This window comes from Nonomuraea sp. NPDC059007 (assembly GCF_042740555.1).
Lineage (GTDB): Bacteria > Actinomycetota > Actinomycetes > Streptosporangiales > Streptosporangiaceae > Nonomuraea.
Map to the genome: position 1 here is coordinate 93958 of NZ_JBHYJD010000007.1, position 24369 is coordinate 118326.

22 protein-coding genes are annotated in these 24369 nt (G+C 71.7%); 15 read left to right on the plus strand and 7 right to left on the minus strand.

The window, feature by feature from the left end; all coding sequences use genetic code 11:
* The first annotated feature begins 4 nt into the window (after positions 1-4).
* The 7 genes from ACFWY5_RS13570 to ACFWY5_RS13600 all read left to right on the plus strand — a co-directional run bounded on the left by ACFWY5_RS13570 (position 5) and on the right by ACFWY5_RS13600 (position 8515).
* Complete coding sequence (locus ACFWY5_RS13570) at positions 5-1033, plus strand: dipeptidase (protein ID WP_379631986.1); 1029 nt, start codon at positions 5-7, stop codon at positions 1031-1033.
* Entirely contained in the window at positions 1030-2118 is a 1089-nt protein-coding gene (locus ACFWY5_RS13575; protein ID WP_379631988.1) for a M20/M25/M40 family metallo-hydrolase, read from the plus strand. The genes ACFWY5_RS13570 and ACFWY5_RS13575 overlap by 4 nt, the downstream gene beginning before the upstream one ends.
* 7 nt (positions 2119-2125) lie before the next feature.
* On the plus strand, positions 2126-2884 hold the full coding sequence (locus tag ACFWY5_RS13580; RefSeq protein ID WP_379609681.1) for a GNAT family N-acetyltransferase: 759 nt from the start codon (positions 2126-2128) through the stop codon (positions 2882-2884).
* Positions 2885-2893: 9 nt separating this feature from the next.
* Entirely contained in the window at positions 2894-4321 is a 1428-nt protein-coding gene (locus tag ACFWY5_RS13585; protein WP_379609680.1) for an Nramp family divalent metal transporter, read from the plus strand.
* Positions 4322-4545: 224 nt separating this feature from the next.
* A complete protein-coding gene (locus ACFWY5_RS13590; protein ID WP_379631990.1) occupies positions 4546-6417 on the plus strand; it encodes a zinc-binding dehydrogenase in 1872 nt (623 codons plus the stop codon).
* Positions 6418-6434: 17 nt separating this feature from the next.
* On the plus strand, positions 6435-7388 hold the full coding sequence (locus ACFWY5_RS13595) for a helix-turn-helix transcriptional regulator (protein WP_379631992.1): 954 nt from the start codon (positions 6435-6437) through the stop codon (positions 7386-7388).
* Positions 7389-7423: 35 nt separating this feature from the next.
* A complete protein-coding gene (locus tag ACFWY5_RS13600; protein ID WP_379631994.1) occupies positions 7424-8515 on the plus strand; it encodes a C45 family autoproteolytic acyltransferase/hydolase in 1092 nt (363 codons plus the stop codon).
* Here ACFWY5_RS13600 and ACFWY5_RS13605 read toward each other — a convergent pair.
* On the minus strand, positions 8499-9158 hold the full coding sequence (locus ACFWY5_RS13605; RefSeq protein WP_379609676.1) for a response regulator: 660 nt from the start codon (positions 9156-9158) through the stop codon (positions 8499-8501). The genes ACFWY5_RS13600 and ACFWY5_RS13605 overlap by 17 nt on opposite strands.
* On the minus strand, positions 9155-10213 hold the full coding sequence (locus ACFWY5_RS13610; RefSeq protein ID WP_379631996.1) for a sensor histidine kinase: 1059 nt from the start codon (positions 10211-10213) through the stop codon (positions 9155-9157). Before ACFWY5_RS13610 ends, ACFWY5_RS13605 begins: the two co-directional genes overlap by 4 nt.
* Before the next feature lie 122 nt (positions 10214-10335).
* Here ACFWY5_RS13610 and ACFWY5_RS13615 point away from each other — a divergent pair, with 122 nt between their 5' ends.
* Entirely contained in the window at positions 10336-11550 is a 1215-nt protein-coding gene (locus ACFWY5_RS13615; RefSeq protein WP_379631998.1) for an FAD-binding oxidoreductase, read from the plus strand.
* A 2-nt stretch (positions 11551-11552) separates the two neighbouring features.
* The gene (locus ACFWY5_RS13620; protein ID WP_379632000.1) at positions 11553-12515 is read left to right on the plus strand and encodes a carboxymuconolactone decarboxylase family protein; all 963 of its coding nucleotides are present in this window, start codon (positions 11553-11555) and stop codon (positions 12513-12515) included.
* On the opposite strand, the gene ACFWY5_RS13625 is transcribed toward ACFWY5_RS13620, so the two are convergent.
* The 3 genes from ACFWY5_RS13625 to ACFWY5_RS13635 are packed head-to-tail and all read right to left on the minus strand — an operon-like array spanning position 12516 to position 16083.
* Positions 12516-13964: an AMP-binding protein gene (locus tag ACFWY5_RS13625; protein ID WP_379632002.1), complete on the minus strand. Its 1449-nt coding sequence runs from the start codon at positions 13962-13964 to the stop codon at positions 12516-12518.
* A complete protein-coding gene (locus ACFWY5_RS13630; RefSeq protein ID WP_379632004.1) occupies positions 13964-14950 on the minus strand; it encodes an acyl-CoA dehydrogenase family protein in 987 nt (328 codons plus the stop codon). Before ACFWY5_RS13630 ends, ACFWY5_RS13625 begins: the two co-directional genes overlap by 1 nt.
* Complete coding sequence (locus tag ACFWY5_RS13635; protein ID WP_379632006.1) at positions 14947-16083, minus strand: acyl-CoA dehydrogenase family protein; 1137 nt, start codon at positions 16081-16083, stop codon at positions 14947-14949. The genes ACFWY5_RS13630 and ACFWY5_RS13635 overlap by 4 nt, the downstream gene beginning before the upstream one ends.
* Positions 16084-16275: 192 nt before the next feature.
* Between ACFWY5_RS13635 and ACFWY5_RS13640 the strand changes: the two genes are divergently transcribed.
* The 6 genes from ACFWY5_RS13640 (at position 16276) to ACFWY5_RS13665 (ending at position 21688) form a co-directional block, all read left to right on the plus strand.
* The gene (locus ACFWY5_RS13640; protein WP_379632008.1) at positions 16276-17583 is read left to right on the plus strand and encodes a sensor histidine kinase; all 1308 of its coding nucleotides are present in this window, start codon (positions 16276-16278) and stop codon (positions 17581-17583) included.
* Positions 17584-17617: 34 nt separating this feature from the next.
* The gene (locus ACFWY5_RS13645) at positions 17618-18946 is read left to right on the plus strand and encodes a sensor histidine kinase (RefSeq protein WP_379609666.1); all 1329 of its coding nucleotides are present in this window, start codon (positions 17618-17620) and stop codon (positions 18944-18946) included.
* Positions 18947-18960: 14 nt separating this feature from the next.
* Positions 18961-19560 carry a TetR/AcrR family transcriptional regulator gene (locus ACFWY5_RS13650; RefSeq protein WP_379609665.1) on the plus strand — a complete coding sequence of 200 codons (600 nt, stop codon included), beginning with the start codon at positions 18961-18963 and terminating at the stop codon, positions 19558-19560.
* 68 nt (positions 19561-19628) lie between these two features.
* Positions 19629-20612, plus strand: coding sequence for a diiron oxygenase (locus ACFWY5_RS13655; protein ID WP_379632010.1), 984 nt, complete (start codon positions 19629-19631; stop codon positions 20610-20612).
* Positions 20609-21451, plus strand: coding sequence for an SDR family NAD(P)-dependent oxidoreductase (locus ACFWY5_RS13660; protein WP_379632012.1), 843 nt, complete (start codon positions 20609-20611; stop codon positions 21449-21451). Before ACFWY5_RS13655 ends, ACFWY5_RS13660 begins: the two co-directional genes overlap by 4 nt.
* Before the next feature lie 24 nt (positions 21452-21475).
* A complete protein-coding gene (locus ACFWY5_RS13665; RefSeq protein ID WP_379609662.1) occupies positions 21476-21688 on the plus strand; it encodes a hypothetical protein in 213 nt (70 codons plus the stop codon).
* A gap of 173 nt (positions 21689-21861) precedes the next feature.
* On the opposite strand, the gene ACFWY5_RS13670 is transcribed toward ACFWY5_RS13665, so the two are convergent.
* Both ACFWY5_RS13670 and ACFWY5_RS13675 read right to left on the minus strand, forming a co-directional pair.
* Positions 21862-23541 carry a beta-galactosidase family protein gene (locus ACFWY5_RS13670; RefSeq protein WP_379632014.1) on the minus strand — a complete coding sequence of 560 codons (1680 nt, stop codon included), beginning with the start codon at positions 23539-23541 and terminating at the stop codon, positions 21862-21864.
* A gap of 57 nt (positions 23542-23598) precedes the next feature.
* A complete protein-coding gene (locus ACFWY5_RS13675) occupies positions 23599-24357 on the minus strand; it encodes a class I SAM-dependent methyltransferase (RefSeq protein WP_379632015.1) in 759 nt (252 codons plus the stop codon).
* Between the last annotated feature and the right edge of the window lie 12 nt (positions 24358-24369).

Sequence of the window (24369 nt, forward strand, 5' to 3'; positions counted from 1 at the left end):
TGGCATGACAACACCCCTCCACCAGCGTTCGGTCGTGGCCGACACGCACAACGACCTGCTGATGGCGGTCTCGGCGCGACCGGCGGAGAACTGGGCTTCGTTCTTCCGCGAGCGCTGGCTGCCCCAGCTTCAGGCGGGCGGGGTGAACCTGCAGGTGCTGCCGGTGTTCATCGACGACCAGTACCGCCCGGAGGGCGCGCTCCGGCAGACGTTGCGCATGATCGAGTGTGCCCACGTGATCGCCGAGGGCAACTCCGGTGCCGTGGCGCTGTGCCGTACCGGAGCGGAGATCGACGCGGCGCTCGCGGACGGGAAGATCGCGCTCGTCCTGGCGATGGAGAGCATGCCGGGACTCGACGCCAGTGTGGAGCTGATCTCGACCCTTCACCGGCTGGGCGTGCGGGTCGCCTCGATCGCGCACTGGGGGCGCACCCCGCTGGCCGACGGCAGCGGCGAGGACGCCACCGGCAGCGGCCTGACCTCCCACGGCGTGGCGGCGCTGCGGGAGATGGAGCGGCTGGGGATGGTGTTCGACATCTCGCACCTGGGCGCGTCGGGGGTGGCGCACGTGCTGGAGTTGTCGGCCAGGCCGCTCCTGGCGACGCATTCGAGCGCCCGCGCGCTGCGCGACCACCACCGCAACCTCACCGACGACCAGTTGCGCGCCGTGGCGGCGGGCGGCGGCGTGGTGTGCGTGAACTTCTTCGCCCCGTTCCTGCTGGAGGACGGCTCCAAGGCTCAGCTCGACAACCTGCTCGACCACATCGAGCACATCGCCACGGTGGCCGGGATCGACCATGTGGGTCTGGGCCCGGACTTCGTGTACGAGGTGCTGAAGGAGCTCACGCCGCCCTGCTGCGAGGACGTCAACCTGCGTGGCGTGGACCCGCTGCAGGCGATCCCCGGGCTGGAGGGCCCGGCGGGGCTGCCGATGGTCACCGAGGGGCTGCTGCGGCGCGGGGTGCCGGAAAACGACGTCGTGAAGATCATCGGTGGGAACGTCCACCGTTTCCTGGGGGAGCTGCTCGTATGATCGCGGAACTCGAAGAGCTGGTCACGTGTGAGTCGTTCTCCAGCGATCTGGAGGCGGTCGCGCGCAGCGCCAAGGTCGTGGGCGCGATGGGCGCCCGGCACCTCGGCGCCGAGCCCGAGTTCATCGTCGTGGACGGCGTCACCCACCTGCGCTGGACGTTCGGCGAGCCCCGCGTGCTCCTGCTCGGCCACCACGACACCGTCTGGCCGATGGGCACGCTGCGCACCCACCCGTGGTCGGTGGTGGACGGCGTGGCGCGCGGGCCGGGCGTGTTCGACATGAAGGCCGGGCTCGTGCAGACGTTCCACGCGCTGGCGGGCCTGCCGAGCCTCGACGGGGTCAGCGTGCTGATCACCGGCGACGAGGAGGTCGGCTCGACGACGTCCAGCGGGCTGATCGAGGAGACCGCGCGCGGGCTGGCCGCCACGTTCGTGCTGGAGGCCAGCGCCGACGGCGGCGCGCTGAAGACCGCCCGCAAGGGCACCTCCGACTATCGGGTCGAGGTGTACGGCAAGGCCGCCCACGCCGGACTCGAACCGTGGAACGGCGCCAACGCGGGCGTCGAACTGGCCCGCCAGATCCTCGCCATCGACGAACTGGCCCGGATCGTCGACGGCGGCGAGCTGCCCCGGGCCACGGCCACCACGGTCACGCCGACCGTGCTGTCCGGCGGCTCGACCGTCAACACCGTGCCCGCGCACGCCCGGGTCGGCGTGGACGTGCGGGTGTCGTCGGCGGCGGCGCAGACCCGCGTGGACGAGCTCATGCGCGCCCTGTCCCCCACGACCCCCGGCACCCGGATCGAGGTCAGCGGCGGACCGAACCGGCCGCCGCTGGAGGAGGCCATGTCTGCGGAGCTGTTCGCGCTGGCCCAGCGGCTCAGCCCGGAACCCCTGACCAGCGCGCACGTGGGCGGCGCCTCCGACGGCAACTTCACCGCCGGGGTCGGCTGCCGCACCCTCGACGGGCTGGGCGGCGTGGGCGGCGGCGCGCACGCCGACCACGAACACGTGATCGTCGCCGAGATGCCGCGCCGCACGGAGCTCCTGCGCGCTCTGGTGTCGGCGGTCCTGGCGGGTGAGTGAGGGACACGTGAGCGACCTCGAGATCCGCGAACTCCACGACCGGCGGGAGTTCGCCGAGCTGCACCGCCTGTTCGACGACATCTGGCAGCCGGAGCCGGGCAACCCGCCGGTGACCGTGGAGCTGATGAAGGTGTTCTCGCACACGGGCGGCTACGTGGCCGGGGCCTACCGTGACGGGGAACTGGTCGGCGGATCGGTGGGAATCCTGGCCGCGGGCGGCACCCTGCACTCCCACGTGACCGGCGCGCTGCCCGGCCAGGGCATCGGGCTGCCGCTCAAGCGGCACCAGCGCGACTGGGCGCTGGCCAGGGGAATCACGAAGATCAGCTGGACGTTCGACCCGCTCGTACGGCGTAACGCCCGCTTCAACCTGGTGAAGCTGGGCGCGCGGCCGGAGGAGTACCTGGAGGACTTCTACGGGGTCATGGTCGACGCCATCAACGAGGGCGACCGGTCCGACCGGCTGCTGGCGGTGTGGCGGCTGGACGAGGCGGCGGCGCCGTACCCGATCGAGAACGCCACGGCCGGAGTGGCGGAGCGGGACGGGATGCCCGTCGTGGGGCCGGTTGAGGGGCCCGTCGTGCTGGTGGCGACGCCGCGCGACATCGAGACGCTGCGGCGGGAGAACCCCGAGGCGGGCAAGGCGTGGCGGATGGCGCTGCGCGAGGTTCTGGGCGGGCTGATGGGCGAGGGCGCGCGGGTCGTGGATTTCACGGACCGTGGAGAATATGTACTAAAGCTGTCAGAGCGCGAACAGCCTGGCTAACGTCGGTGCATGACGGAATTCACCCCCACCGTCCCGCACCGTGTTCTCCCCCCGGTAACCGTAAGGGACCTGCCAGAACCACCGCGCACCACCTGGCGCGTCATCGGGCCCGGCCTGGTGGGCGCGGGCGTGGGACTGGCCTCCGGCGAGTTCATCCTCTGGCCCTACATCGCCTCCCAGGTCGGCCTGGTCTTCATCTGGGGCGCGCTGATCGGCATCGTCACGCAGTGGTTCCTCAACATGGAGATCGAGCGGTACACGCTGGCCACCGGCGAGACCGCGCTGACCGGGTTCAGCCGCATGTGGAAGCACTGGGGCCTGGTCTTCGTGCTGATGACGCTCTGCTCGAACCTGTGGCCGGGCTGGGTGACGACCTCGGCGACGATGGTCACGTACCTGACCGGCGGCGGCCAGCCGAGCGTCCGCTACATCGCGATCGGCATGCTGCTGGTCATCGCGCTGGGGCTGACGCTCGCCCCGGTCATCTACACCGTGCTGGAGCGGGTGATCTTCGTGAAGATCGCCCTCGTGCTGACGCTCGCGGTGGTCGCGATCCTGTTCGCGATCAACGCCGACGCCTGGGTGGAGCTGGGCAAGGGCCTGACCGTCGGGGCGAGCTTCCCGGTGCCGCCGCTGGAGTTCGCGGTGCTCATGGGCGCCATCGCCTACGCCGGGGCGGGCGGCGGGCAGAACCTGTGCCAGAGCAACTGGATCCGCGACAAGGGCTTCGGCATGGGCGCGTACGTGCCGCGCCTGGTCAGCCCGGTCACCGGGCACGAGGAGGCGGCGGCGTCCACGGGGTTCCAGTTCGCCCCGACCAAGGAGAACCTCGCCCGGTGGCGGCAGTGGTGGCGGTTCGCCAACATCGAGCAGGGGTCCACGTTCGCGGTGGTCTCGTTCCTGACGATCGCGCTGATGTCGATGCTGGCGTACTCGACGGTGTTCGGGAAGGAGGGGCTGGCCAACAGCATCACCTTCCTCAAGGTCGAGGGCGAGACGCTGCAGAGCGTGGTGGGGCCGTGGTTCGGCGTGCTGTTCTGGGTGATCGGCGCGCTGTCGTTGTTCGCCTCGGCGATGGGCATCGTGGACTACACCTCGCGGCTGGCCTCGGACGTCATCAAGACCGTCTACCTCCGCAACCGCGACATCACGGTCAATCGCGTCTACTTCCTCACGGTGTGGACGATGACCGTGCTCGGGATCACGATCCTGCTGCTGGGCTTCGACCAGCCGCTGATCCTGCTGGTGTTCTCGGCGAGTTTCGCGGCGGTGATGATGTTCGTGTACTCGATCCTGCTGATCATCCTCAACCGGCGGTCGCTGCCCGACGCGATCAAGGTCCGCTCGTACCGGCTGGCGGCCCTGTTCTGGTCCGTCGCGTTCTTCGGCTCGCTGACGATCCTCACCCTGGTCCAGCAGGCGGGCAAGCTTTTCTGACCGCTCTCTTCTGACGGCTCTCTTCTGACGGCGCGGCTCTGTCGGGGCTTTCTCTTTCTGACGTTTCTTCAGGCTGTTTTTCCGTTACGGCTCCCGCCACCCCCACCCCACCCACCGACCCGGGCCGGCGCCGATCGGGGGGATCGCTTCTCACGTCGGACGTGGTCCCCGCCGTTACGGCGCCCGCTTGACCTCAAGGTTGGTTGAGGTACCAGACTCCCGGTATGAACATTGTCGAAGTGACCCGGTTCGGTGGCCCAGAAGTCCTGCGGGTTCGTCAGTCCTCCCCGGTGGCCGCCGGGCCAGGGGAGGTTGTGATCGAGGTGCGCGCGGCCGACGTGTTGTCGATCGAGGTGCAGTTGCGCACCGGCTGGGGGCGGGAGTGGTTCGGCACCCAGCCGCCCTACGTGCCAGGGACGGCCGTGGCCGGGGTGGTCCGGTCTGCTCCGGAGGCGGCCTCCTGGGCAGGGCGGCGGGTCGCCGCGCTTCTGCCCGGTGGCGGGTATGCCGAGCAGGTGGCCGCGCCCTTGTCCGCGCTTGTGGAGGTGCCGGATCACGTCTCGCTGGTCTCGGCCGCCGCGCTGCTCCAGGTGGGACCGGCGGCGCTCAGCCTTCTCGATGCCGCCGAGCTCAAGCCGGGTGCGCGGGTGCTGGTGACCGGGGCGGGCGGGGCGCTCGGGCTGGTGCTCGTGGAACTGGCGGCCAGGGCGGGCGCCCATGTGGTCGGGGCCTCCCGGGGCCCGGCCAAGCGGGCCCGTGCCCTCTCGCTGGGCGCCTCGTCCGTGGTCGACTACCCGGACCTGGCCTCCGGCGACCTGGAGTTCGACGTCGTCTTCGACGGGGTGGGCGGGCAGGTGGGGGCCGACGCCTTCGCGCTGACCGTCCCGGGCGGGGTGTTCTTCGGGTACGGGGTGCTCAGCGGCGAGTTCGCGGCCGTCGGTCCCGAAGAGGCGGAGCGGCGCGGGGTGCGGCTGGTGGGGATCGAGCAGGTGCAGTTCAAGCCGGAGGCGCTGCACCGGCTGGCGGAACGGACGCTGGCCGCCGGGATCACGCCCACGATCGGGCTGGCGGTGCCGCTGGACCAGGCGCATCGGGCCCACGCGGCTCTGGAAGCACGCGAAGTGGTCGGCAAGGCGGTGCTGGTGACCCATGGGCGGGCGGTGCGCTACTCCGAACACGGTGACGCCGAGGTGCTGCGAGTGGACGAGGTGCCGATCCCCGTGCCCGGCCCTGGTCAGGTGCGGGTGGCGGTCAGGGCGGCCGGGGTCAACTCCGTGGACTGGAAGATCCGCAGCGGCGCCTTCGGCATCCCCCTGGACGGGCCCACGGGGACGGGCCTGGAGTTCTCAGGCGTGATCGACGCAATCGGACCAGACGTGAACGGCACGAGCGCGGACGGCGCGGGTGCGGGCGTGGGTGTGGGTGGGGAGCCGTTGCGGGTTGGGCAGGGGGTGGTGGGGCGGCATACCGGGGCGTTGGCCGATTATGTGCTGGCCGTGCCGGGTGAGCTGGGGCTCAAGCCTGACGGGCTCAGCCATGTCGAGGCGGCGGCGTTGCCGGTGGCGGTGGAGACGGCGGCTCGGGCGCTGGGGCTGCTTGGGCTAAAGGAGGGGCGGACGTTGCTCATTCACGCTGTCGCGGGCGGTGTCGGGCTGGCCGCCGCGCAGCTGGCGATCCGGGCGGGGCTCCGGGTGGTCGGTACGGCCAGCGAACCCCACCACCCCTACCTGAAAGGCCTGGGCGTGCACCCGGTGACCTACGGCGAGGGGCTGGAGGAGCGGATCGGGGAGCCGGTGGACCTGGTGCTGGACGCCTCGGGTAGGGATGTGGTGGCGATGTCGGTCAGGCTTACCGGCGATCCGGACAAAGTGGTCAGCATCGCCGATCCCGGTGCGGGCAGCCACGGGGTGCGCTTCTCCAGCGGATCATCCAACCCCATCAAACTTCGCGAAATTTCGGAAGAAATCGCTGCCATCCGCCTCCCCATCGCCGCCGAGTTCCCCCTCGAACAAGCGGCCGACGCCCACCGGCTCAGCGAGTACGGCCACTTCCTCGGCAAGATCGTGGTCAATGCGGAAGCGAACGTTCCTCGTTAGCGGGCACACTGGGCCACATGCTGGAAACCTCGGCCCGCCTGCTCAAGCTCCTGTCCCTGCTCCAGGCCCACAAAGAGTGGTCGGGACCCGAGCTGGCCGACCGGCTCCAGGTCTCCACCCGGACGGTCAGGAACGACGTCGAGCGCCTGCGCACGCTCGGCTACCCGGTTCACGCCACCCCGGGCGTGGCCGGCGGCTACCGGCTCGGCGCCGGGGCGGCGCTGCCGCCGCTGCTGCTCGACGACGAGGAGGCCGTGGCGGTCGCGGTCGGTCTGGGGCGGGCGGCCGGCGGTGGCGTGGCCGGGATCGAGGAGACCTCGGTACGCGCGCTGGCCAAGCTGGAGCAGGTGCTGCCCTCGCGGTTGCGCCGCCGGGTCAGCGCGCTCAACACCCACACGGTGCACATCCCGGGCGAGGCGCCGTCGGTGCCGCCCGAGGTGCTGACCACGCTCGCCAACGCCGCCCGTGACCATGAGCGCCTGCGCTTCGACTACGTGGGGCACGGCGGGGCGGTGAGCAGGCGGGACGCGGAGCCGTACCGGCTGGTGCATCGCAGGGGGCGCTGGTATCTGATGGCGTGGGACGTCGAGCGGGCCGACTGGCGCACGTTCCGGGTGGACCGGATCACGCTCAAGGTGCCCGCCACCGGGCCGCGGTTCGTGCCGCGGGAGCTGCCCGGCGACGTGGCGGCGTACGTGGAGAAGGGGATCAGCACCGCGATGTGGGAGCACACCGGAACGGTGCTGCTGCACGCGCCGGCGGAGCGGATGCGTGAGCTGGGGCTCGGCCTGGAGATCGAGCCGGACGGCGAGGAGCGCTGCCTGATGCGGGTGGGCGGCGACAACCTCACCGGCATCGCCGTCTGGATCGGCTTCCTCGACGTGGACTTCGAGGTGCTCGACCCGCCGGAGCTCGCCACCGCGGTGAAGGCGCTGGCCGACCGGTACGGCAGGGCGGCCAGCGACCGGTAAGCCCGCGGTCAGGGGCCGGCGGCATCGTCTGGGGCATGGATATCACGCAGGTCGCAGGCAGCAGGGACGACTTCCAGCTCGTCCGCCACATCACCGTCGCCGGCTCACAGGAGGAGATCGGCGGGCAGCTCGCGCAGGAGGCGCACCGGATCGGCTGGCAGCCCGCCCCCGCCGATCCCGAGGTCAACCGGGCGCGCAGGGAGTGGTTCGCCCGCCACTGGCCGCAGCATCTGGCCCGCATGAACGGCGCCGCCGCCACACTCGGCCTCGACCCCGAGCAGGACGAGGTCACGCTCGACGGGCTGACCGCGTTGCCGCAGGCCTGCTCGGCGCTGTGGGTGCCGCCCTCGGCGGCCACGGACGGGCACGGCAGGATCGGCCGCAACTACGATTTCTTCACCATGACCACGAGCGAGCTCATGGGCACCCCTCCGGTGCCGGACGAGCTGCCGATGGCCTCGCGCCCGCACGTGATCACCACCCGGCCCGCCGAGGGCCTGGCGAGCACGGTGCTGACGATGACGGAGTTCGACGGCTGCATGGACGGCGTCAACGAGGCCGGTCTCGCCGTGGTGCTGCTGATCGCCGACTTCGAGAGCGCCGAGCCGCCGGAGGACTTCTCCCCGCAGGCCGGGGTGAACTCGGTGCAGTTGCCCCGCTTCCTCCTGGACACCTGTGAGACGGCCGAGGAGGCCAGGGCGGCGCTGCGGGAGGCCACGACGTACGACTTCGGGATGCCGCTGCACTACCTGATCGCCGACGCGCGGGGGCAGGCGTTCGTGTGGGAGGGGCCCGGCCACGTGACCGAGGCCGGTGACGGCGCGCTGTGCGTGACCAACCACCTGCTGCACCGCCACCCCGACCCCAAGGCGCTGCCGGCGGACACCCCTGGGTCCTTCGCCTCCTACGCCCGCCTGCGTACCCTGCACGAGCGCAGCCAGGACGCGGTCATGAGCCCGGCGGACCTGCGCGCGAGCCTGCTGGAGGTGGCGCAGTCCGGGGACCCGTCGATGCGGACGCTGTACACCTCGTTCCTCGACACCGCGGAGCGCACGATGACGGTCCGCTTCTACCTGGGCGAAGGCCGCGGCCACTCCCCCGAGCTGGTCTTCAGCCCTTCGCCCTGACCAGGCCGGACTCGTAGGCGAACACCACGAGCTGGGCGCGGTCGCGCGCGCCCAGTTTCGTCATGGCCCTGCTCACGTGCGTCTTGGCGGTGAACGGGCTGACCACCATGCTCTGGGCGATCTCGGCGTTGGTCAGCCCGCGTGCCACCAGCGCGACGGCCTCGCGCTCGCGCGCGGTCAGCAGGTTGGCCTCCCCCGGCGGCAGCGTCAGCGGCGGCCGGGTCACGAACTCGCTGATCAGCCTGCGGGTGATGCCGGGCGACAGCAGCGCGTCGCCGCGCATGACCACGCCGACCGCGTGTACGAGGTCGCCGGGGTCGGTGTCCTTCAGCAGGAACCCGGCCGCGCCCGCGCGCAGCGCGGAGAAGACGTACTCGTCGAGGCCGAAGTTGGTGAGGATCACCACGTGGACGCCGGCCAGCTTCGGGTCGGCGGCGATGGCGGCGGTGGCCTCGATGCCGTCCATGACCGGCATCTGGATGTCGAGCAGGACCACGTCGGGCAGGAGTTCCCGCGCCAGCTCGATCGCCTCCTGCCCGTTGGCCGCCTCGCCGACGACCTCGACGTTCTCCTCGGCGTCCAGCAGCGCGCGAAAGCCGGCCCTGATGAGCTTCTGGTCGTCGGCGAGCAGGACGCGGATCATGCGGGCAGCTCCGCCCGCACGCTGAACCCGCCCTCGGGCCGCGGCCCCGCCGCCAGCGTGCCGCCGAGCGCGGCGACCCGCTCGCGCATGCCGGTGAGCCCGACCCCCGGCGTACCCGCCGACCGGCCGTGCCCGTCGTCGTCCACCTGCAGGACCAGCTCGGCGCTGCCGTAGTTGACGACCACGTCGGCGGCGGCCGCGCCGCCCGCGTGCTTGGTGACGTTGGTCAGCGCCTCCTGCACGATCCGGTAGGCGGCCTGCTCGACCTCCTCGGGCAGCGGGCGGGGCGAGCCGCCGACGGTCAGCCGCACGTCCTGGCCGCCCGCCCTGGTCCGTTCGACCAGTCCGGGCAGCCGCGCGAGCGCGACCGTCTCGTCGCGCAGCGCCTCCAGCGTCGCGCGCAGCTCGCGCATCGCGTCGCCGCTGGCCTCCTGGATCGTCAGCAGCGACGCGGGCACCTCCTCGCCGCGCTTCTTCGCCAGGTGTACGGCCACGCCCGCCTGCACCTTGATGACCGAGATCGCATGGGTGAGGGTGTCGTGCAGTTCCCTGGCGATGTAGAGCCGCTCCTGCTCGGCCCGGCGCAGCAGGGCCTCCTCCCGGGTGCGCTCGGCCTCGGCGGCCCGCTCGTCGGCCTGCAGGAGCGCCACGCCCATCGCCATCGCCGCCACGTACCAGCCCATGACGAGGAAGCCGCCCTTGATCGCGGCCACCGGAGGCAGACCGGCCAGGAGGTTCGCCGCGATCATGCCGAGGATGAGCGTCAGCGCGGAGGCGAGCGCGTACGGCCGGCCTTGGATCCTGACCACGCTGGTCAGCGCGATGAGGGCGGGCACGCTCGCCGCGATCTCGGGTTCGACGGTCAGGAAGTAGACGAGCGCGAGCCCGGTGGTGGTGGCCAGCACCGGGATGGGCGCGCGCCGGTGGAAGTGCATGGCGGCCGCGGCGGCCAGCAGCAGCGCGTAGCCGATCGGGCCTGCTTTGCCAGTGAGGGCGGCGTTGGCCACCATTACGGCCGCCACGACGGGCGCCATCAGGAGATCGGGCCTGCTCATGGCGGCAAACTACGCCATATATCGCCACAGCGCGTCCTCCGGGGGTGCTACTCCCCGGAGAGTAGGCAAGTGCGTTCGCTGGTACGACGACCTGCGGCGATCCGGCGGCGATCGTCGATGGCATGCGAATCGACACCTTCTCCGGCCCGACCCACCAGCCCGGCGACCCCGGCTACGACGGCGGCCGCTGGACCTGGAACCAGGCGGTCGACCAGCGGCCCGCGATCGTCGCCGAGGCGCTGGGCGCCGAGGACGTGCGGGCCGCGCTGCTGGCCGCCCGTGAACGCGGCCTTCCCCTGACCGTGCAGGCGACCGGCCACGGCACGCTGGCGCCGGCCGACGGCGGCCTGCTGCTGAAGACCACCCGGATGGCCGGCGTGGAGGTCGACCCGGTGCGCCGCGTGGCGGTCGTGGAGCCGGGCGCGGTGTGGGAGGACGTGCTGTCGGCGGCGGCCGCCCACGGACTGGCCCCGCTGGCGGGCGTGCCGTCGGTCGGCGTCACCGGCTACACGCTCGGCGGCGGCGCGGGCTGGCTGTCGCGCCTGTACGGCCTCGCCGCCGACAACGTGGTCGGCGCCGAGGTCGTCACCGCCGACGGCCGGATCCTGGAGGCCAGCGAGGAACACCACCCCGACCTGTTCTGGGCGCTGCGCGGCGGCAGCGGCAACTTCGGCGTCGTCACCCGGCTGGAGTTCCGCCTGTTCCCGGTGGCGCGGATGGTGGCCGGCATGACCATGCACGCCTTCGAGCGCGCCGGCGAGACGCTGGCCGCCTTCCGCGACTGGGAGCAGCCGGACACGGTCAACGCCGCCGTCTTCGTCATCAGGCTGCCCGACGGCACGCGGATGCTGGGCGTGCGCGTCGTGGCGGTGGGCGAGCCCGAGTCGGTGCTGGCCCCGCTGCTGTCGGCGGCCGGCGAGCCGCTGAGCGGCGAGTACGCCGAACTGCCCTACGAGCGGGCCGTGAGCGTACTGGCCCCCGCCCACGGGCCGATGCCGCTGGGCAACGGCTTCGAGTACGTGCGGGACCTGCCCGACGACCTGATCGCCGCGCTCCTGGAGTCACCGGTGGGCGGCATCGAGATCCGCAGGTGGGGCGGTGCCATGGCGGCGCCGGGCGGCCCGGCGGGGCATCGCGACGTGCCGTTCTCGGTGATGGCCGGTGAGCCGATCGAGGTCCCGCACGCGACCGGCGGCGCGTTCCTCAACTTCCTGACCGACACCTCCAGGACGGCCGACGCCTTCACCCCGGCCGCCTACGCCCGCCTGCGCGAGCTGAAGAAGGCCTGGGACCCGGAGGGCGTCCTGCGCCCGAGTCACCTGATCGAGACGGAGTGAGCATGGGATTCCTGCACATCAGCCCAGCCGAGCCGAAGGCCGCCACCGGCCTGGTCGCCGAGGTCTACCGCCGGCAGGCCGCCGACGTGGGACTGACCCGCATGCCCGCCCTGATGGCCGTGTCGTCCGTGCCCGCCCTGCTGGCCGCCACCTGGTCGCTGCTCAGGGAGTCGCTGATGGCGGGGCCGCTGTCCAGGACGGAGCGGGAGGTCGTCGCGCTGGGCGTGTCGACGGCCAACCGGTGCCCGTACTGCGTGGGCGCGCACACCCTGTTCCTGCACGCGACCGGTGACCACGCGCTGGCCGAGACCCTGCTGGCGGGCGGCAGGCCGGCCGAGCCGCGCCAGGCGGCCTTGTACGCCTGGGCGAGGGGCGAGACCCGCGACGCCCCGGAGGCGCCGGAGCTGCTGGGGACGGCGCTGGCCTTCCACTTCATCAACCGGATGGTCACCGCCCTGCACACGCCCGACGTGCTGCCGGGAGGGCTGCAGAAGACCCGGCTGGTGCGCCGGGCGGCGGGCCGTACGCTGGCCCGGCCCGCGCGCCGGCTGCTGCCGCCGGGCGAAAGCCTGCGGCTCCTGGACGCGCCGCACCCCGCCGCGCCCGCCTGGGCGCACGGCTCCCCCGCCGGTACGGCCTACGCCGCGCTGACCGAGGTCGCCGAGCGGGGCGGCACCCTCCTGACGTACCCGGAGCGCGTGGCGGCGGCCGTGGCCCGCTGGGACGGCGGCCACCCGCCCATGGGCGGCTCCTGGCTGGCCGACGCCCTGTCCGGGCTGCCCGCCGCCGAGGTGGCGCCCACGCGGCTGGCCCTGCTGGCGGCGCTGGCGCCGTACCGGATCACCGAGGGGGACGTGGCGGCGTGGCCGCACACCGACGAGAGCCTGGTCCGGCTGCTGGCCTTCGGCGCCGTGACGGCGGTGCGGCACGCCGAGCGGAGCTTCAGCCCGGCGGCGGCGAGCTGATCAGCGGGCGGCCAGGTACTCCTCCCTGACCTTGCTCCGGGACAGCTTGCCGGTAGGCGTGCGGGGCAGCCGCTCGCGGAACTCGATCACCTTCGGGTGCTTGAAGCGGGCCAGGCGCGGCTCCAGGTGGGTCAGCAGGGCGTCGGCGGTGATGGGGGCGTGTGGCTGGACGAGGGCGACGACGTTGTGGCCCCACTCCTCGTCCGGCACGCCGATGACCGCGACGTCGGCCACGGCCGGGTGCTCCAGGATCGCGGCCTCGATCTCGGCGGGGTAGATGTTGACGCCGCCGGAGACGATGAGGTCGGTGCGGCGGTCGCACAGGAACAGGAAGCCGTCCTCGTCGAGGTAGCCGATGTCGCCGGGGGCGTACCACTCGCCGCGCATGCTGGCGGCGGTCTTGGCCGGGTCCTTGCGGTACTCGAACGTGCCGAGGCTCGACTTGACGTAGATCATGCCGGGCTCGCCGGGCGGGAGCTCCTCGCCCGCCTCGTCGAGGATCTTGGCCTCGAACGTGGGGGCGGGGCGGCCGACCGTGCCGGGGCGGGCCAGCCAGTCGTGCGGCTTGACGGAGAAGGCGATCGTGGACTCGGTCGAGCCGTAGTACTCGTACAGGACCGGGCCCCACCAGTCGAGTATGCCCTGCTTGACGGCGACCGGGCAGGCGGCGGCGGTGTGGATGACCTGGCCCAGCGAGCTGAGGTCGTAGCGTTTCCTGACCTCGGCCGGGAGCTGGAGCATCCGGTGGAACATGGTCGGCACCATCATCGCGTTGGTGACCCGGTACCGCTCGACGAGGGCCAGGATCGGCTCCGGCTCGAAGCGCGGGGCGATGACGACGGTGTGGCCGAGGTGGAGGGCGAACTGGGTGTGGGCGCACGGGGAGGAGTGGTACATGGGCGAGGTCACCAGGTGCACGCCGTCGCCCGGCCGCAGGTCGCACACCTCGCCCAGGAACCAGACGTACAGCGGGACGATCGCCTCCGGCTCCGCGCCGGGCAGCGGGCGCTGCACGCCCTTGGGGAAGCCGGTGGTGCCGGAGGTGTACCACATGACGGCGCCCGAGGTGCGGTCCTCCGGGGCGGTGCCGGGGCGGCCCTCGGCCAGGCTCGCCACGTCCGCGGGGCCGGTCACCACGACCTTGGCGTCGCAGTCCTGGATGATGTAGTCGACCTCGGGCTCGGTCAGGTGCCAGTTGATCGGCACGTAGTAGAGCCCGATCTGGCCGGTGGCCATGAGCATGACGACCGCGTCGACGCCGTTGCGCAGGATGCCGGCGACCACGTCCCCGTTGCCCAGGCCGCGGGCGCGCAGGCCGTGGGAGACCTGGTTGACGCGGGTGAGCAGGTCGCCGTAGCTGGTGGCGGCGCCGTCCACGTCGATCACGGCGGTGCGGCCCGGATCGGCCGCCGCGATGGCGTAGAAGCCCGGGGTCTGGCTGAGGTCCATCACAGCTCCAGCAGCTCGGCGAGACGGGTGCGGTGGCGGCGGGGCGGGCCGAGCAGGACCTCGTCGGCCTTGGCGCGCTTGTAGTACAGGTGGGCGTCGTGTTCCCAGGTGAAGCCGATGCCGCCGTGCAGCAGCAGGTGGTCGCGGGCCACCTCGAAGCAGGCGCGGCCGACGTAGGCCTGGGCGAGCGCGGCGGCCTCGGGCAGGTCGGCGGGCGACTCGTCCCCGGCCCAGGCGGCGTAGCGGACGATCGACTCGGCCTGTTCGAGCTTGCCGTGCATGTCGGCCAGCTTGTGCTTCACGCCCTGGTAGGAGCCGATGTAGCGGCCGAAGGCGACGCGGACCTTGGCGTAGGCGACGATGGCCTCCAGCGCGGCCCTGATCACGCCGAGCTGCTCGGCCGCGAGGGCGACGGCCTGCAGGTCGCGGATGACGGCCAGCGTCTCGGGGTCGTCGGTGACCAGCCTGCCGGGCGGCGCGGTGACCCGCGCCTGGCGCCGCGTGAGGTCGAGCGTCTCCAGCGGCTCCCTGGTGACCTCCTCAGCCGGTACGGCCCGCAACTCGTTCCCGTCGTCCAGCAGGATGAGGCCGGCCTCCATGCCGTTGGGCACGTGGCCGGGGTCGGCGGCGTAGGTGGCGACGAGGCCGCCGTCGGCGATGCCGGGCAGCAGTTCCTTGTCGCCCGCCCTGGTCAGCGCGATGGCGGCGAAGGTGGTGGCCAGGAAGGGGCCGGGCAGCAGGGCGGCGCCGGTCTCCTCCAGGACGACCGCGAGCTCGGCGTGGCCGGCGCCGGCTCCGCCGTACTCCTCGGGGACGATCAGGCCGGTGAGCCCGAGCTCGCCGGAAAGGCGCGCGTAGACCTCGCGGGAGTACCCGTCGGGCGACTCCATGTCGCGGCGCACCTGGGCGAGCGGCGAGGCGGCGGCGAGGAAGGACCGTACGGCGGCGCGCAGGTCCTGCTGCTCCTGGCTGAGCACGAGCTTCACGACTGGGTCCCCACCTTCAGGTCCTTGAACGGCACGGTCTTGTCCACGCGCGGCTCCGGCGGCAGCCCGAGCACCCGGTCGCCGACGATGTTGCGCATGATCTCGTTGGTGCCGCCGCCGAGGGCGAGCGCGGGCGCCAGCGCGATCGCCTGGGACAGGCCGTCGTCGGTGACCGCGTCGGGTCCGGCGAGGGAGGTGGCGAGGTCGGCCTGGAACATGGTCAGCTCGGCCAGCAGCAGCTTGGCGGCGCTGCCGCGGGCGCCGGGGAAGACGCCGGCCCTGGTCTCCTGCGACAGACGCTGGTTGAACAGCGACAGCGCGCGGGAGCGGATGTGCAGCTCGACGAGCTGGTCGCGGACGTAGGGGTCGCCGGTGTCGAGCTTGTCGCGCAGGGCCTCGAAGGAGACGGGGTTGTCGCGCTGGCCGCTCATGCCGACGCCGGCGGAGATCGACAGGCGCTCGTGCAGGAGGGTGGTGACGGCGACGCCCCAGCCGTCGTTGACCTCGCCGATGCGGTCGGCGTCGGGGATCGTCACGTCGTCGAAGAAGATCTCGTTGAACCTGGCGTGGCCGGTCATGTCCTTGAGCGGCTTGACGGTGACGCCGGGGTGGTGCATGTCGACGGCGAACATGGTCAGGCCCTTGTGCTTGGGCACGTCCACGTCGGTCCTGGCCAGCAGCAGGCCCCAGTCGGCGTGCTGGGCCACCGAGGTCCAGACCTTCTGGCCGTTGACGACCCAGCCGTCGCCGTCGCGCTCGGCCTTGGTCTGGAGGCTGGCCACGTCGCTGCCGGCCCCGGGCTCGGAGAACAGCTGGCACCACACGTGCTCGCCGCGCAGCAGCGGGCGCAGGAAGCGGGCGCGCTGCTCGTCGCTGCCCCGGTCGAGGATGGTCGGGCCGCACATGCCCAGGCCGATCGAGAAGACGTAGGTGGGCAGGTTGTGGTGGCGGGCCTCGGCGGCGAAGGCGCGTTCCTCCGCCTGGGTCAGGCCCTGCCCGCCCCACTGCTTCGGCCAGGTGATGCCGGAGTATCCGGCGTCGTGGAGCCGGGCCATGAAGGCCTTCGGATCGTCCTCCCGGGCATTCTCCGCCAGCCAGGCACGGGCCTCGCGCCGATACTCATCAAGGTTCACATCGTCTCCTTGGCATCAGTGCTCACTTACTCTAACTAGCCCGAAGTCGCATTCATAGAGCATTGCTCTGGCGTCGTTTTGTCCGGATTTATCGATGAATCTCCGTTGATTAGAGATGAGGGCACCTAGTGTGATCACCTGATCACGGGGGAGGACGTGATAGCGCGCTTTCGGGGTTCGGTACGGGGAAGGTTGACGCTCTTCGCGAGCTTCACCATCGCTTTGCTGTGCCTCGTGGTCAACACGTTCGTGCTGGTCGCCATCAGGGAGACCGCCGAGGAGTACCGGGCCAACGAGGTCGTCGGCGCCGCGCTGCGCGTGGTCCACCTGATCAAGCGGGGCACGCTGCCGTCCACCATGGCGCCCGAGCCCGGCGGCGCCCTGCAGGTGCTCAACAGCGACGGGAAGGTGGTCGCCTCCTCGCCCAACCTCAAGGGCAAGCCGCGCGTGTCCGGCACCACGCCCACCGCCGACAACTCCGCCAACATCAGCGTGGAGTGCGACCTGTACGCCTACCCCGGCCAGTGCATGGTGGTGTCGACCTTCCGGGTGTACGAGCCGGACGGCGACTGGTACGTCTACACGGTCGGCCCCGTCGTGCCCTGGTACGTGCACCTGAGCGTGCTCGCCTTCCTCATCGGCATCTCGATCGCGCTGACCGTGCTGGTGGCGTTCGGCACGTGGAAGGTCGTGGCCAACACGCTCGCGCCGGTGGACGCCATCCGCTCCAAGCTGTCCGACATCACCGCCACCGACCTCGGCCAGCGGGTGCCGGTGCCGATCACGCACGACGAGATCCGCGCCCTCGCCCTCACCGCCAACGAGACGCTGGACCGGCTGCAGACCGCCGTCGAGCAGCAGCGCAGGTTCGCCTCCGACGCCTCCCACGACCTGCGCAGCCCGATCACCGCCATGCGCGCCCAGGTCGAGGAGGCGCTGCTCTACCCCGACACCGCCGACTGGCCGCGCACCGCCGAGGCGATCGTCGGCAGCCTGGACCGGCTGCAGGCCATCGTCACCGACCTGCTCACGCTGGCCAAGCTCGACGCCGGCGCCTCCGGGGCCAAGGAGCCGGTGGACCTGGCCGACCTCGTCATCTCCGAGACCATCCGGCCGAGGGTCAAGAAGGTCGTCACCTCCCTCGACCCGGGCGTGGTCGTCACCGGCGACCGGCTGCGGCTGGCCCGCCTGCTGACCAACCTCATCGACAACGCCGAGCGGCACGCCGACCACACCATCACCATCACCGTGCGCGAGCAGGACGGCCGGGCCGTACTGGAGATCCTGGACGACGGCGCGGGCATCGCGCACGACCAGCGCGACATCGTCTTCCGGCGCTTCACCCGGCTGGACGCCTCCCGCAACCGCGACGCCGGCGGCACCGGCCTCGGCCTGCCGATCGCCCGCGAGATCGCCACCAGCCACCACGGCACGCTCACCATCGGCGACTCCGCGCGCGGCGCCCGGTTCGTGCTCTCACTGCCACTCAGGGAGCCGTGACCAGGTGTTCACCCGATGGTCGGTGAGAAGCCGGATGACGGCGATCGCGGCGGGCAACGCGCTCGTGCTCAACCTCGTCGTGGCCATCCTCGTCACGCCGCTGGTGCACGTGGTGATCAGCGACTACGTCACCGAGCGCGTGGCCAAGGCGGCCCGCCGCGTCGCCTTCAACGTCGAGCGCTTCGCACCCGTCGGCGAGCTCAAGTCCGTCACGCCCACCGAGGAGATCGACGCCCTGCAGGTCGTCGACAACGAGTCGAAGGTACGGCAGGCCAGCAAGCGGCTCCTCGGCCTGCCGCCGCTGACCAACCTGAAGCCCACCGAGGACGACGGCCGGGTGTCGACCACCACCTGCACCAGGCTGCTGCCCGGCAACCCCTGCCTGACCACCGTGGGCTTCCGCGTCAGCGTGGACGGCAACTACTGGATGTCCTACGCCTTCGGCCCCGACATCCCGTGGTACATCAGCCCGCTCTACGCGCTCGGCCTGCTGGCCGGCGCGCTCGTGCTCACCGTGCCCAGCTCGGTGGTGGCGTGGGCGGCGGTCGGCAACGCGCTGCGGCCGGTCAAGGACATCAAGACCGAACTGGCCGAGATCACCGCGACCGACCTGGGCCGCCGGGTGCCGCGCTCGCCGCGCCGCGACGAGCTGGACGACCTGGCCAGGACCGTCAACGACACGCTCGACCGGCTGGAGGTGGCGGTGGAGCAGCAGCGCAGGTTCGCCTCCGACGCCTCCCACGACCTGCGCAGCCCGATCACCGCCATGCGCGCCCAGGTCGAGGAGGCGCTGCTCTACCCGGACGAGACCGACTGGCCGCGGACGGGCAGGGAGGTGCTGGCCAGCCTGGACCGGCTGCAGGCCATCGTCGGCGACCTGCTCACGCTGGCCAGGCTGGAGGCGGGGGCGCCGGGCCGTACGGAGCGCGTGGACCTGGGCGAGCTGGTGGCGGCCGAGTCGGGGCGGCCCAGGTCGAAGCAGGTGGCGACCTCGCTGGAGCCGGGCGCGACGGTCATGGGCGACCGGGTACGGCTGGCCCGCCTGCTGACGAATCTCGTCGACAACGCCGAGCGGCATGCCGACGAGTCGATAACGATCACGGTTCGGGCCGAGGGCGGGCAGGCCGTACTGGAGGTGCTGGACGACGGGGACGGCATCGCGCCCGATCAGCGCGAGGTGGTTTTCCGGCGTTTCACCCGGTTGGACGCCTCCCGCAACCGCGACGCGGGCGGCACGGGACTGGGTCTGCCGATCGCCCGGGAGATCGCCACGAGCCACGACGGGACGCTCACGATCGAGGATTCGACGCACGGTGCCCGGTTTGTCCTGCGGATCCCACTCGCTGATGGTTACCGAGGGTAATAGAGTTCTCGGCTGTGACACGGGGTTTCAGCCGATTACGACGTGAGGATCTCCTCAAGACGGCCTGCGAGGTGATTGCGGCCCGTGGGTTCGGGCATACCCGGACCCTCGACATCGCCCGGGCGGCGGGCGTGAGCCAGGCGTTGCTGTTCTACCACTTCGAGACGAAGGAACAGCTGATCGCCGAGGCCTTCGCCTACGCGGCCAGGCAACATCTGAACGCCATCGGCAAGATCGAGCGCTCGCCGCACTCGCCGACGGAGCGCCTGCGCGCGCTGATCAGGCTGAGCTCGCCGGGCACCTCGGCCGCGGGCTGGCGCATCTGGATCGACGCATGGTCGGAGTCGATGCGCAACCCCGAACTGGAGGCCACCACCCGCCGCATGGACGTGCACGGCAGGACCGTGCTCAAGGAGATCATCGCGGCCGGGGTCGAGTGCGGCGAGTTCACCTGCGCCGATCCCGAGGCCTCCAGCTGGCGGATCTTCGCGATGATCGACGGCCTCGCCGTACAGCTGCACGTGCACGACAAGCTCATCTCCCGCCGCAAGGTCCTCCTGCTCGTCCGTACGGCTGCCGCGATGGAGGTGGGCCTGACGGTCGACGACGTGTGAGCCGGGTCACTCTTCCCTCGCTATTGGATGCTCCGTACAATTACGTGGCGAGGAGAGGAGTGCCTGCGATGACAGCCGCACCGAGCTCTACCGCCGCACGGGAATCCGACGAGACGGTCGCCGACCGCAGTGCCTACGAGACGGTCATCCATCGCCTCTCGAAGGCCTCGGTCGACAAGCATTGGGAGCCGTACAAGGACATCCCCTGGGACGACCCCGAGTTCCTGATCGACCAGGACGACCCGCGCTGGGAACTGCCCGAGGTCGACAAGCTGGGCGCGCACGCGTGGTACCGGTCCCGCTCCCCCGAGGTCAGGGCGCGGATCGGGCTGTTCAGGGTGGCCACCGCGATGAAGATCGGGCTGCAGTTCGAGAACCTGCTCAAGCGGGGCCTGCTCAACTACGCCTACCGCCTGCCCAACGGCGCGCCCGAATTCCGCTACGTCTACCACGAGACCATCGAAGAGGGACATCACGGGATGATGTTCCAGGAGTTCGTGAACCGCACGAAGATGCCGGTACGCGGCATGCCGGGGCCGCTCAGCCTCATCGCCCAGGTGGCGCCGTGGATCCCGCTGATCTCCACCGAGCTGTTCTTCATCTTCGTGCTCGGCGGCGAGGACCCCATCGACCACGTGCAGCGCAAGATGCTCAAGGACGGCAGGAAGCACCACCCGCTCGAAGAGACGATCATGCGCATCCACATCGCGGAGGAGGCCAGGCACATCTCCTTCGCCCGGCACTACCTGCGCAACCGCGTGCCGCGCATGCCCCGCCACCGCAGGCTGCTGCTCGGGATCATCTCGCCGATCATCCTGGGCGTCATGGCCCGGATCATGCTGGCCCCGCCCGGCCCGATGATCAAGCGCTTCAACGTCCCGCCGCACGTGGTCAGGGACGTCTACACCAACAGCCAGGCCGCCGCGGCGGAGATCCGCGACTCGGTCGGCAAGACCCGCGAGCTGTGCGTGGACGTCGGCCTGGTCAACCCGCTCACCCGGCGGATCTGGCAGGTCATGGGCATCTGGGCGCCGAGCGGGAAGAGCGCGTGAACTCCTCGCCCGCCGGGCGGGTGAAGTGCGCGATCGTCACCGGAGGCGCGTCCGGAATCGGGCGGGCGCTGGCCCGGGACCTGTCCCTGAAGGGCGTGGCGGTGACGATCGCCGACCTCGACGAGGCGGCGGGCAGGCGGGTGGCGGCGGAGTTCGGGCTGGACTTCGCCCCGCTCGACGTGACCGACGCCGAGGCCGTGGCCGCCCTCTTCCACCGGGTACGGCAGGAGCGCGGGCGGCTCGACTTCGTGTTCAACAACGCGGGCATCGCCATCGGGGGCGCCACCGAGGAACTGTCCCTGGCGCACTGGGACAAGGCCGTCGACGTGAACCTGCGCGGCGTGGTCCACGGGGTGCACGCGGCGTACCCGATCATGCTGGAGCAGGGGTTCGGGCATCTGGTCAACACCGCGTCGATGGCGGGGCTGGTGCCGGCGCCGTTCATGCTGCCGTACACCACGACCAAGCACGCGGTGGTCGGGCTGTCGCTGGCGTTGCGGGCGGAGGCGGCGGCGCGGGGCGTGCGGGTGAGCGTGGTGTGCCCGGGGTTCACCGACACGCCGCTGCTCGACCACGCCAACCCGGGACTGCCGGAGACCGAGATGGGCCGCCAGGCCAGGAGCGCGGCGGTGCGGGCTCAGGGGCGGCTGTACTCGGTGGACGCGCTGTCGCGCGACATCCTGCGCGGGGTGGCGCGCGACCAGGCGCTCATCGTGGCTCCGGCCTCGGGGCGGATGGCGTGGCGCGGGGCCAGGATGTTCCCGGCGGGCGCCGTGCGGGCGGCGGCGCTGGCCGGGCGGCGATTGCGTGTTTCACTTCCCGACAAAGCGGACATATAGCCATAAATCGGGGAGGTGTTCCGTGTGAGTTCCAAGTCGCGCCAGTCGCGCGAGCAGCACGAGGACAGTACCGGCCGGCGATCCGAAGTGGAGACGCCGAAACCCTTCGCGAAGGTCAGGGCGGCCTCGCGGGGGACCACGGAACGCACCGCGTCGGGCGGCGCGCTCTCGCGGCGGCTGGCCAAGCAGTCCCTCCCCCTGCGCCGCGGCCAGCGCGGCGGCACCACCAAGAGCTGACCTGGACGCCCTAGGCCGCCACCTAGGGAACGCCGGGGCGCCCCCACCGCCCACCTGGGGGCGCCTCCGGTTCCAACGAGCGGCGCGGCCGGAACCCCGAGCGGCCGCGCGTCACGTGGGGGTGGAACCGAGAGGCCGGTCCCGGGCCCTCCAGCCCGGGACCGGTACGCAAGCTAGAGCTGGGGCTCCGGCCGCAGTTCGACGCGGGCGTCCCGGGGCGCGCCGTCCATCTCCAGCACGACGATCTCGTTGGCGCCCTCACGCAGCAGCGGCCACGGCAGGTACAGGGTGACCTGCGGGCCCTTGTCCCAGTAGCGGCCGAGGTGGAAGCCGTTGACCCACACGTGCCCCTTGACCCAGCCGGGCAGCGCGAGGAAGCCGTCCGCCGGCCGTTCGACGTGGAGGGTGCCGCGGTGGAAGGCCGGGCCCTCGGCAGCGGACGAGCGCCCCCACGGCAGCGCCGAGACGTCGGACAGCGGCACGGGGTCGATCTCCCAGCCGAACAGGTACTGCTGGTCGTGCTGGACGCCGTCCAGGACGCCCTTGCGCTCGCCCACCAGCGGGCCGTAGTTGACCCGGCCCATCGCCTCGACCACCAGCGTCAGCTCCGCGCCCTCCGCGGGCGTCTTGACCTCCACGTCCGAGGCCCCGTCGCGCTCCAGCACCCCGGCGACGGCGCCGTCGACGAGCACGTTCGCCCGGTCGTGCAGGCCCCTGACGCGCACCCGGAGCGCGTCGCCGCGCGGCCCGGGGATCCGCGTGCGATAGACGGCCAGGCCGTAGTCCTGGCCGAGCTCCTCGAACGTACGCGTGGCCGCGCTGCGCACGGTCCCGGCCGAGAGGACGTCCAGGCAGTCGAGCAACGCCAGCCGTTCGCCCAGCTCCACCCGCTGCGGCGGCAGCGTCTCCTGAACGCTCTCCGGCACCGGCGGCAGGTCGGCGTGGCGGCCCAGTACCTCCCGGTACGCCCAGAACTTCGGCGTCAGCGCCCCGCTCTCCGAGATCGGCGCGTCGTAGTCGTAGGAGGTGACGGTCGGCTGGTAGGTGTCGCCGTCGGCGTTGGCCCCGGCCCAGAAGCCGAAGTTGGTGCCGCCGACGGCCATGTAGAAGTTGACGGAACCGCGCTCCAGGATCTCCTCCAGCGCCTGGGCGGCGTCCCGCGGGTCGCGGGTGTGGTGCCGCTCGCCGTAGTGGTCGAACCAGCCGTTCCAGAACTCCATGCAGAACGGGTCGTCGTCCGGCCGGTGCCGCGCCAGCGCCTCGAACTGCCGCTCGGCCCCGCTGCCGAAGTTGGCCGTGGCCAGGACGCCGGGCAGGGTGCCACCGGTCAGCATCAGGTCCGTGGCGCCGTCGGAGGTGAACAACGGGACGTCGATGCCGCGCCGTACCAGGCCGTCGGCCAGGTGGCGCAGGTAGACGGGGTCGGTGCCGTAGGAGCCGTACTCGTTCTCCACCTGCACCATGACGACGTTGCCGCCCCTGGTCGCCTGGTGGGCGGCGATGCGCGGGATCAGTTCGTCGAAGAAGCGGTCCACCGGCTCCAGGAAGCGCGGGTCGTGGCAGCGGTAGGGGCCGGGCAGCCATGACGGCAGCCCGCCGTTCTCCCACTCGGCGCAGATGTACGGCCCGGGCCGCACGATGACCTTCAGCCCGGCCTCACCCGCCGCCAGGAAGAAGCCCTCCATGTCGGCCAGGCCGGTGAAGTCGAACCGGCCGGGGCGCGGCTCGTGCAGGTTCCACGGCACGTACGTCTCGACCGTGTCCACACCCATCGCCCGCAGCTTGCCCAGCCGGTCCGGCCACTGCCGGGGCAGCGTCCGGAAGTAGTGCATGGCTCCGCTGAGCACCTTCATCGCCGGTTCCCTTTTGCCGATTACGGTTTGCTTCGCCGTACTTTAGAGCATGTGTGCTCAGGGACGGCGGGCGAGCAGGACCTGCGTGCGGACCTCCTCCACCCAGCGGCCGGACGGGTTCGCCGCGGTCAGGGCGGCGCGCAGCGCGCCGACGAAGGCGTCCTTGCGCTCGCCGAGGCGGGCGGGCGCCGAGTAGGAGTAGGAGAGCTGCAGGCCGATCACGTCGCCCTGGTCCCGGTCGCGCCGCCAGGTGAACACCTCCGCCTCCAGGTCCCCGAACGGCGAGTCGGCCAGCACCTCGTCGTGGTGCTTGCCGCTGGCCTGGAAGGAGTCGCGGGCGGTCAGCCCGTTCACCCCGAACTCCTCCCGCACCCGCCGCGTCACCGGCTCCCACGGCAGGTTCTCGTGGTCGCGCGTGGGGCCGACCAGCGCGACGATCCCGTCCGGCGGCAGCAGGTCGTCCAGGTCGGCGAGGACCGTCCGCCGGTCCATCCAATGGAAGGAACGGCCCATCACCACATGGCCGAAACCCGGCAGTTCCCGCAACGTGGTCGAGTCGCCGGCCAGCCACCGGATGTTGGCCCGCCCGGCGCCGAGCTTGCGCCCCTCGGCCAGCATCTCCTCCGCCGGATCGACCGCCAGCACCCCTTCCACCTGCTCCGACAGCGGGATCGCCACCGTGCCGGGGCCACAGCCCAGGTCGAGCACGGTGGCCCGCGCGCCGAACGCCGCGGCCAGCCGGTCGATCGCCGCGTCGCCGTGGTCGGCGCGGTGTCTGGCGTAATAGGGGGCGGCACCGCCGAACAGGTCATCCATAGGTGGGACCAT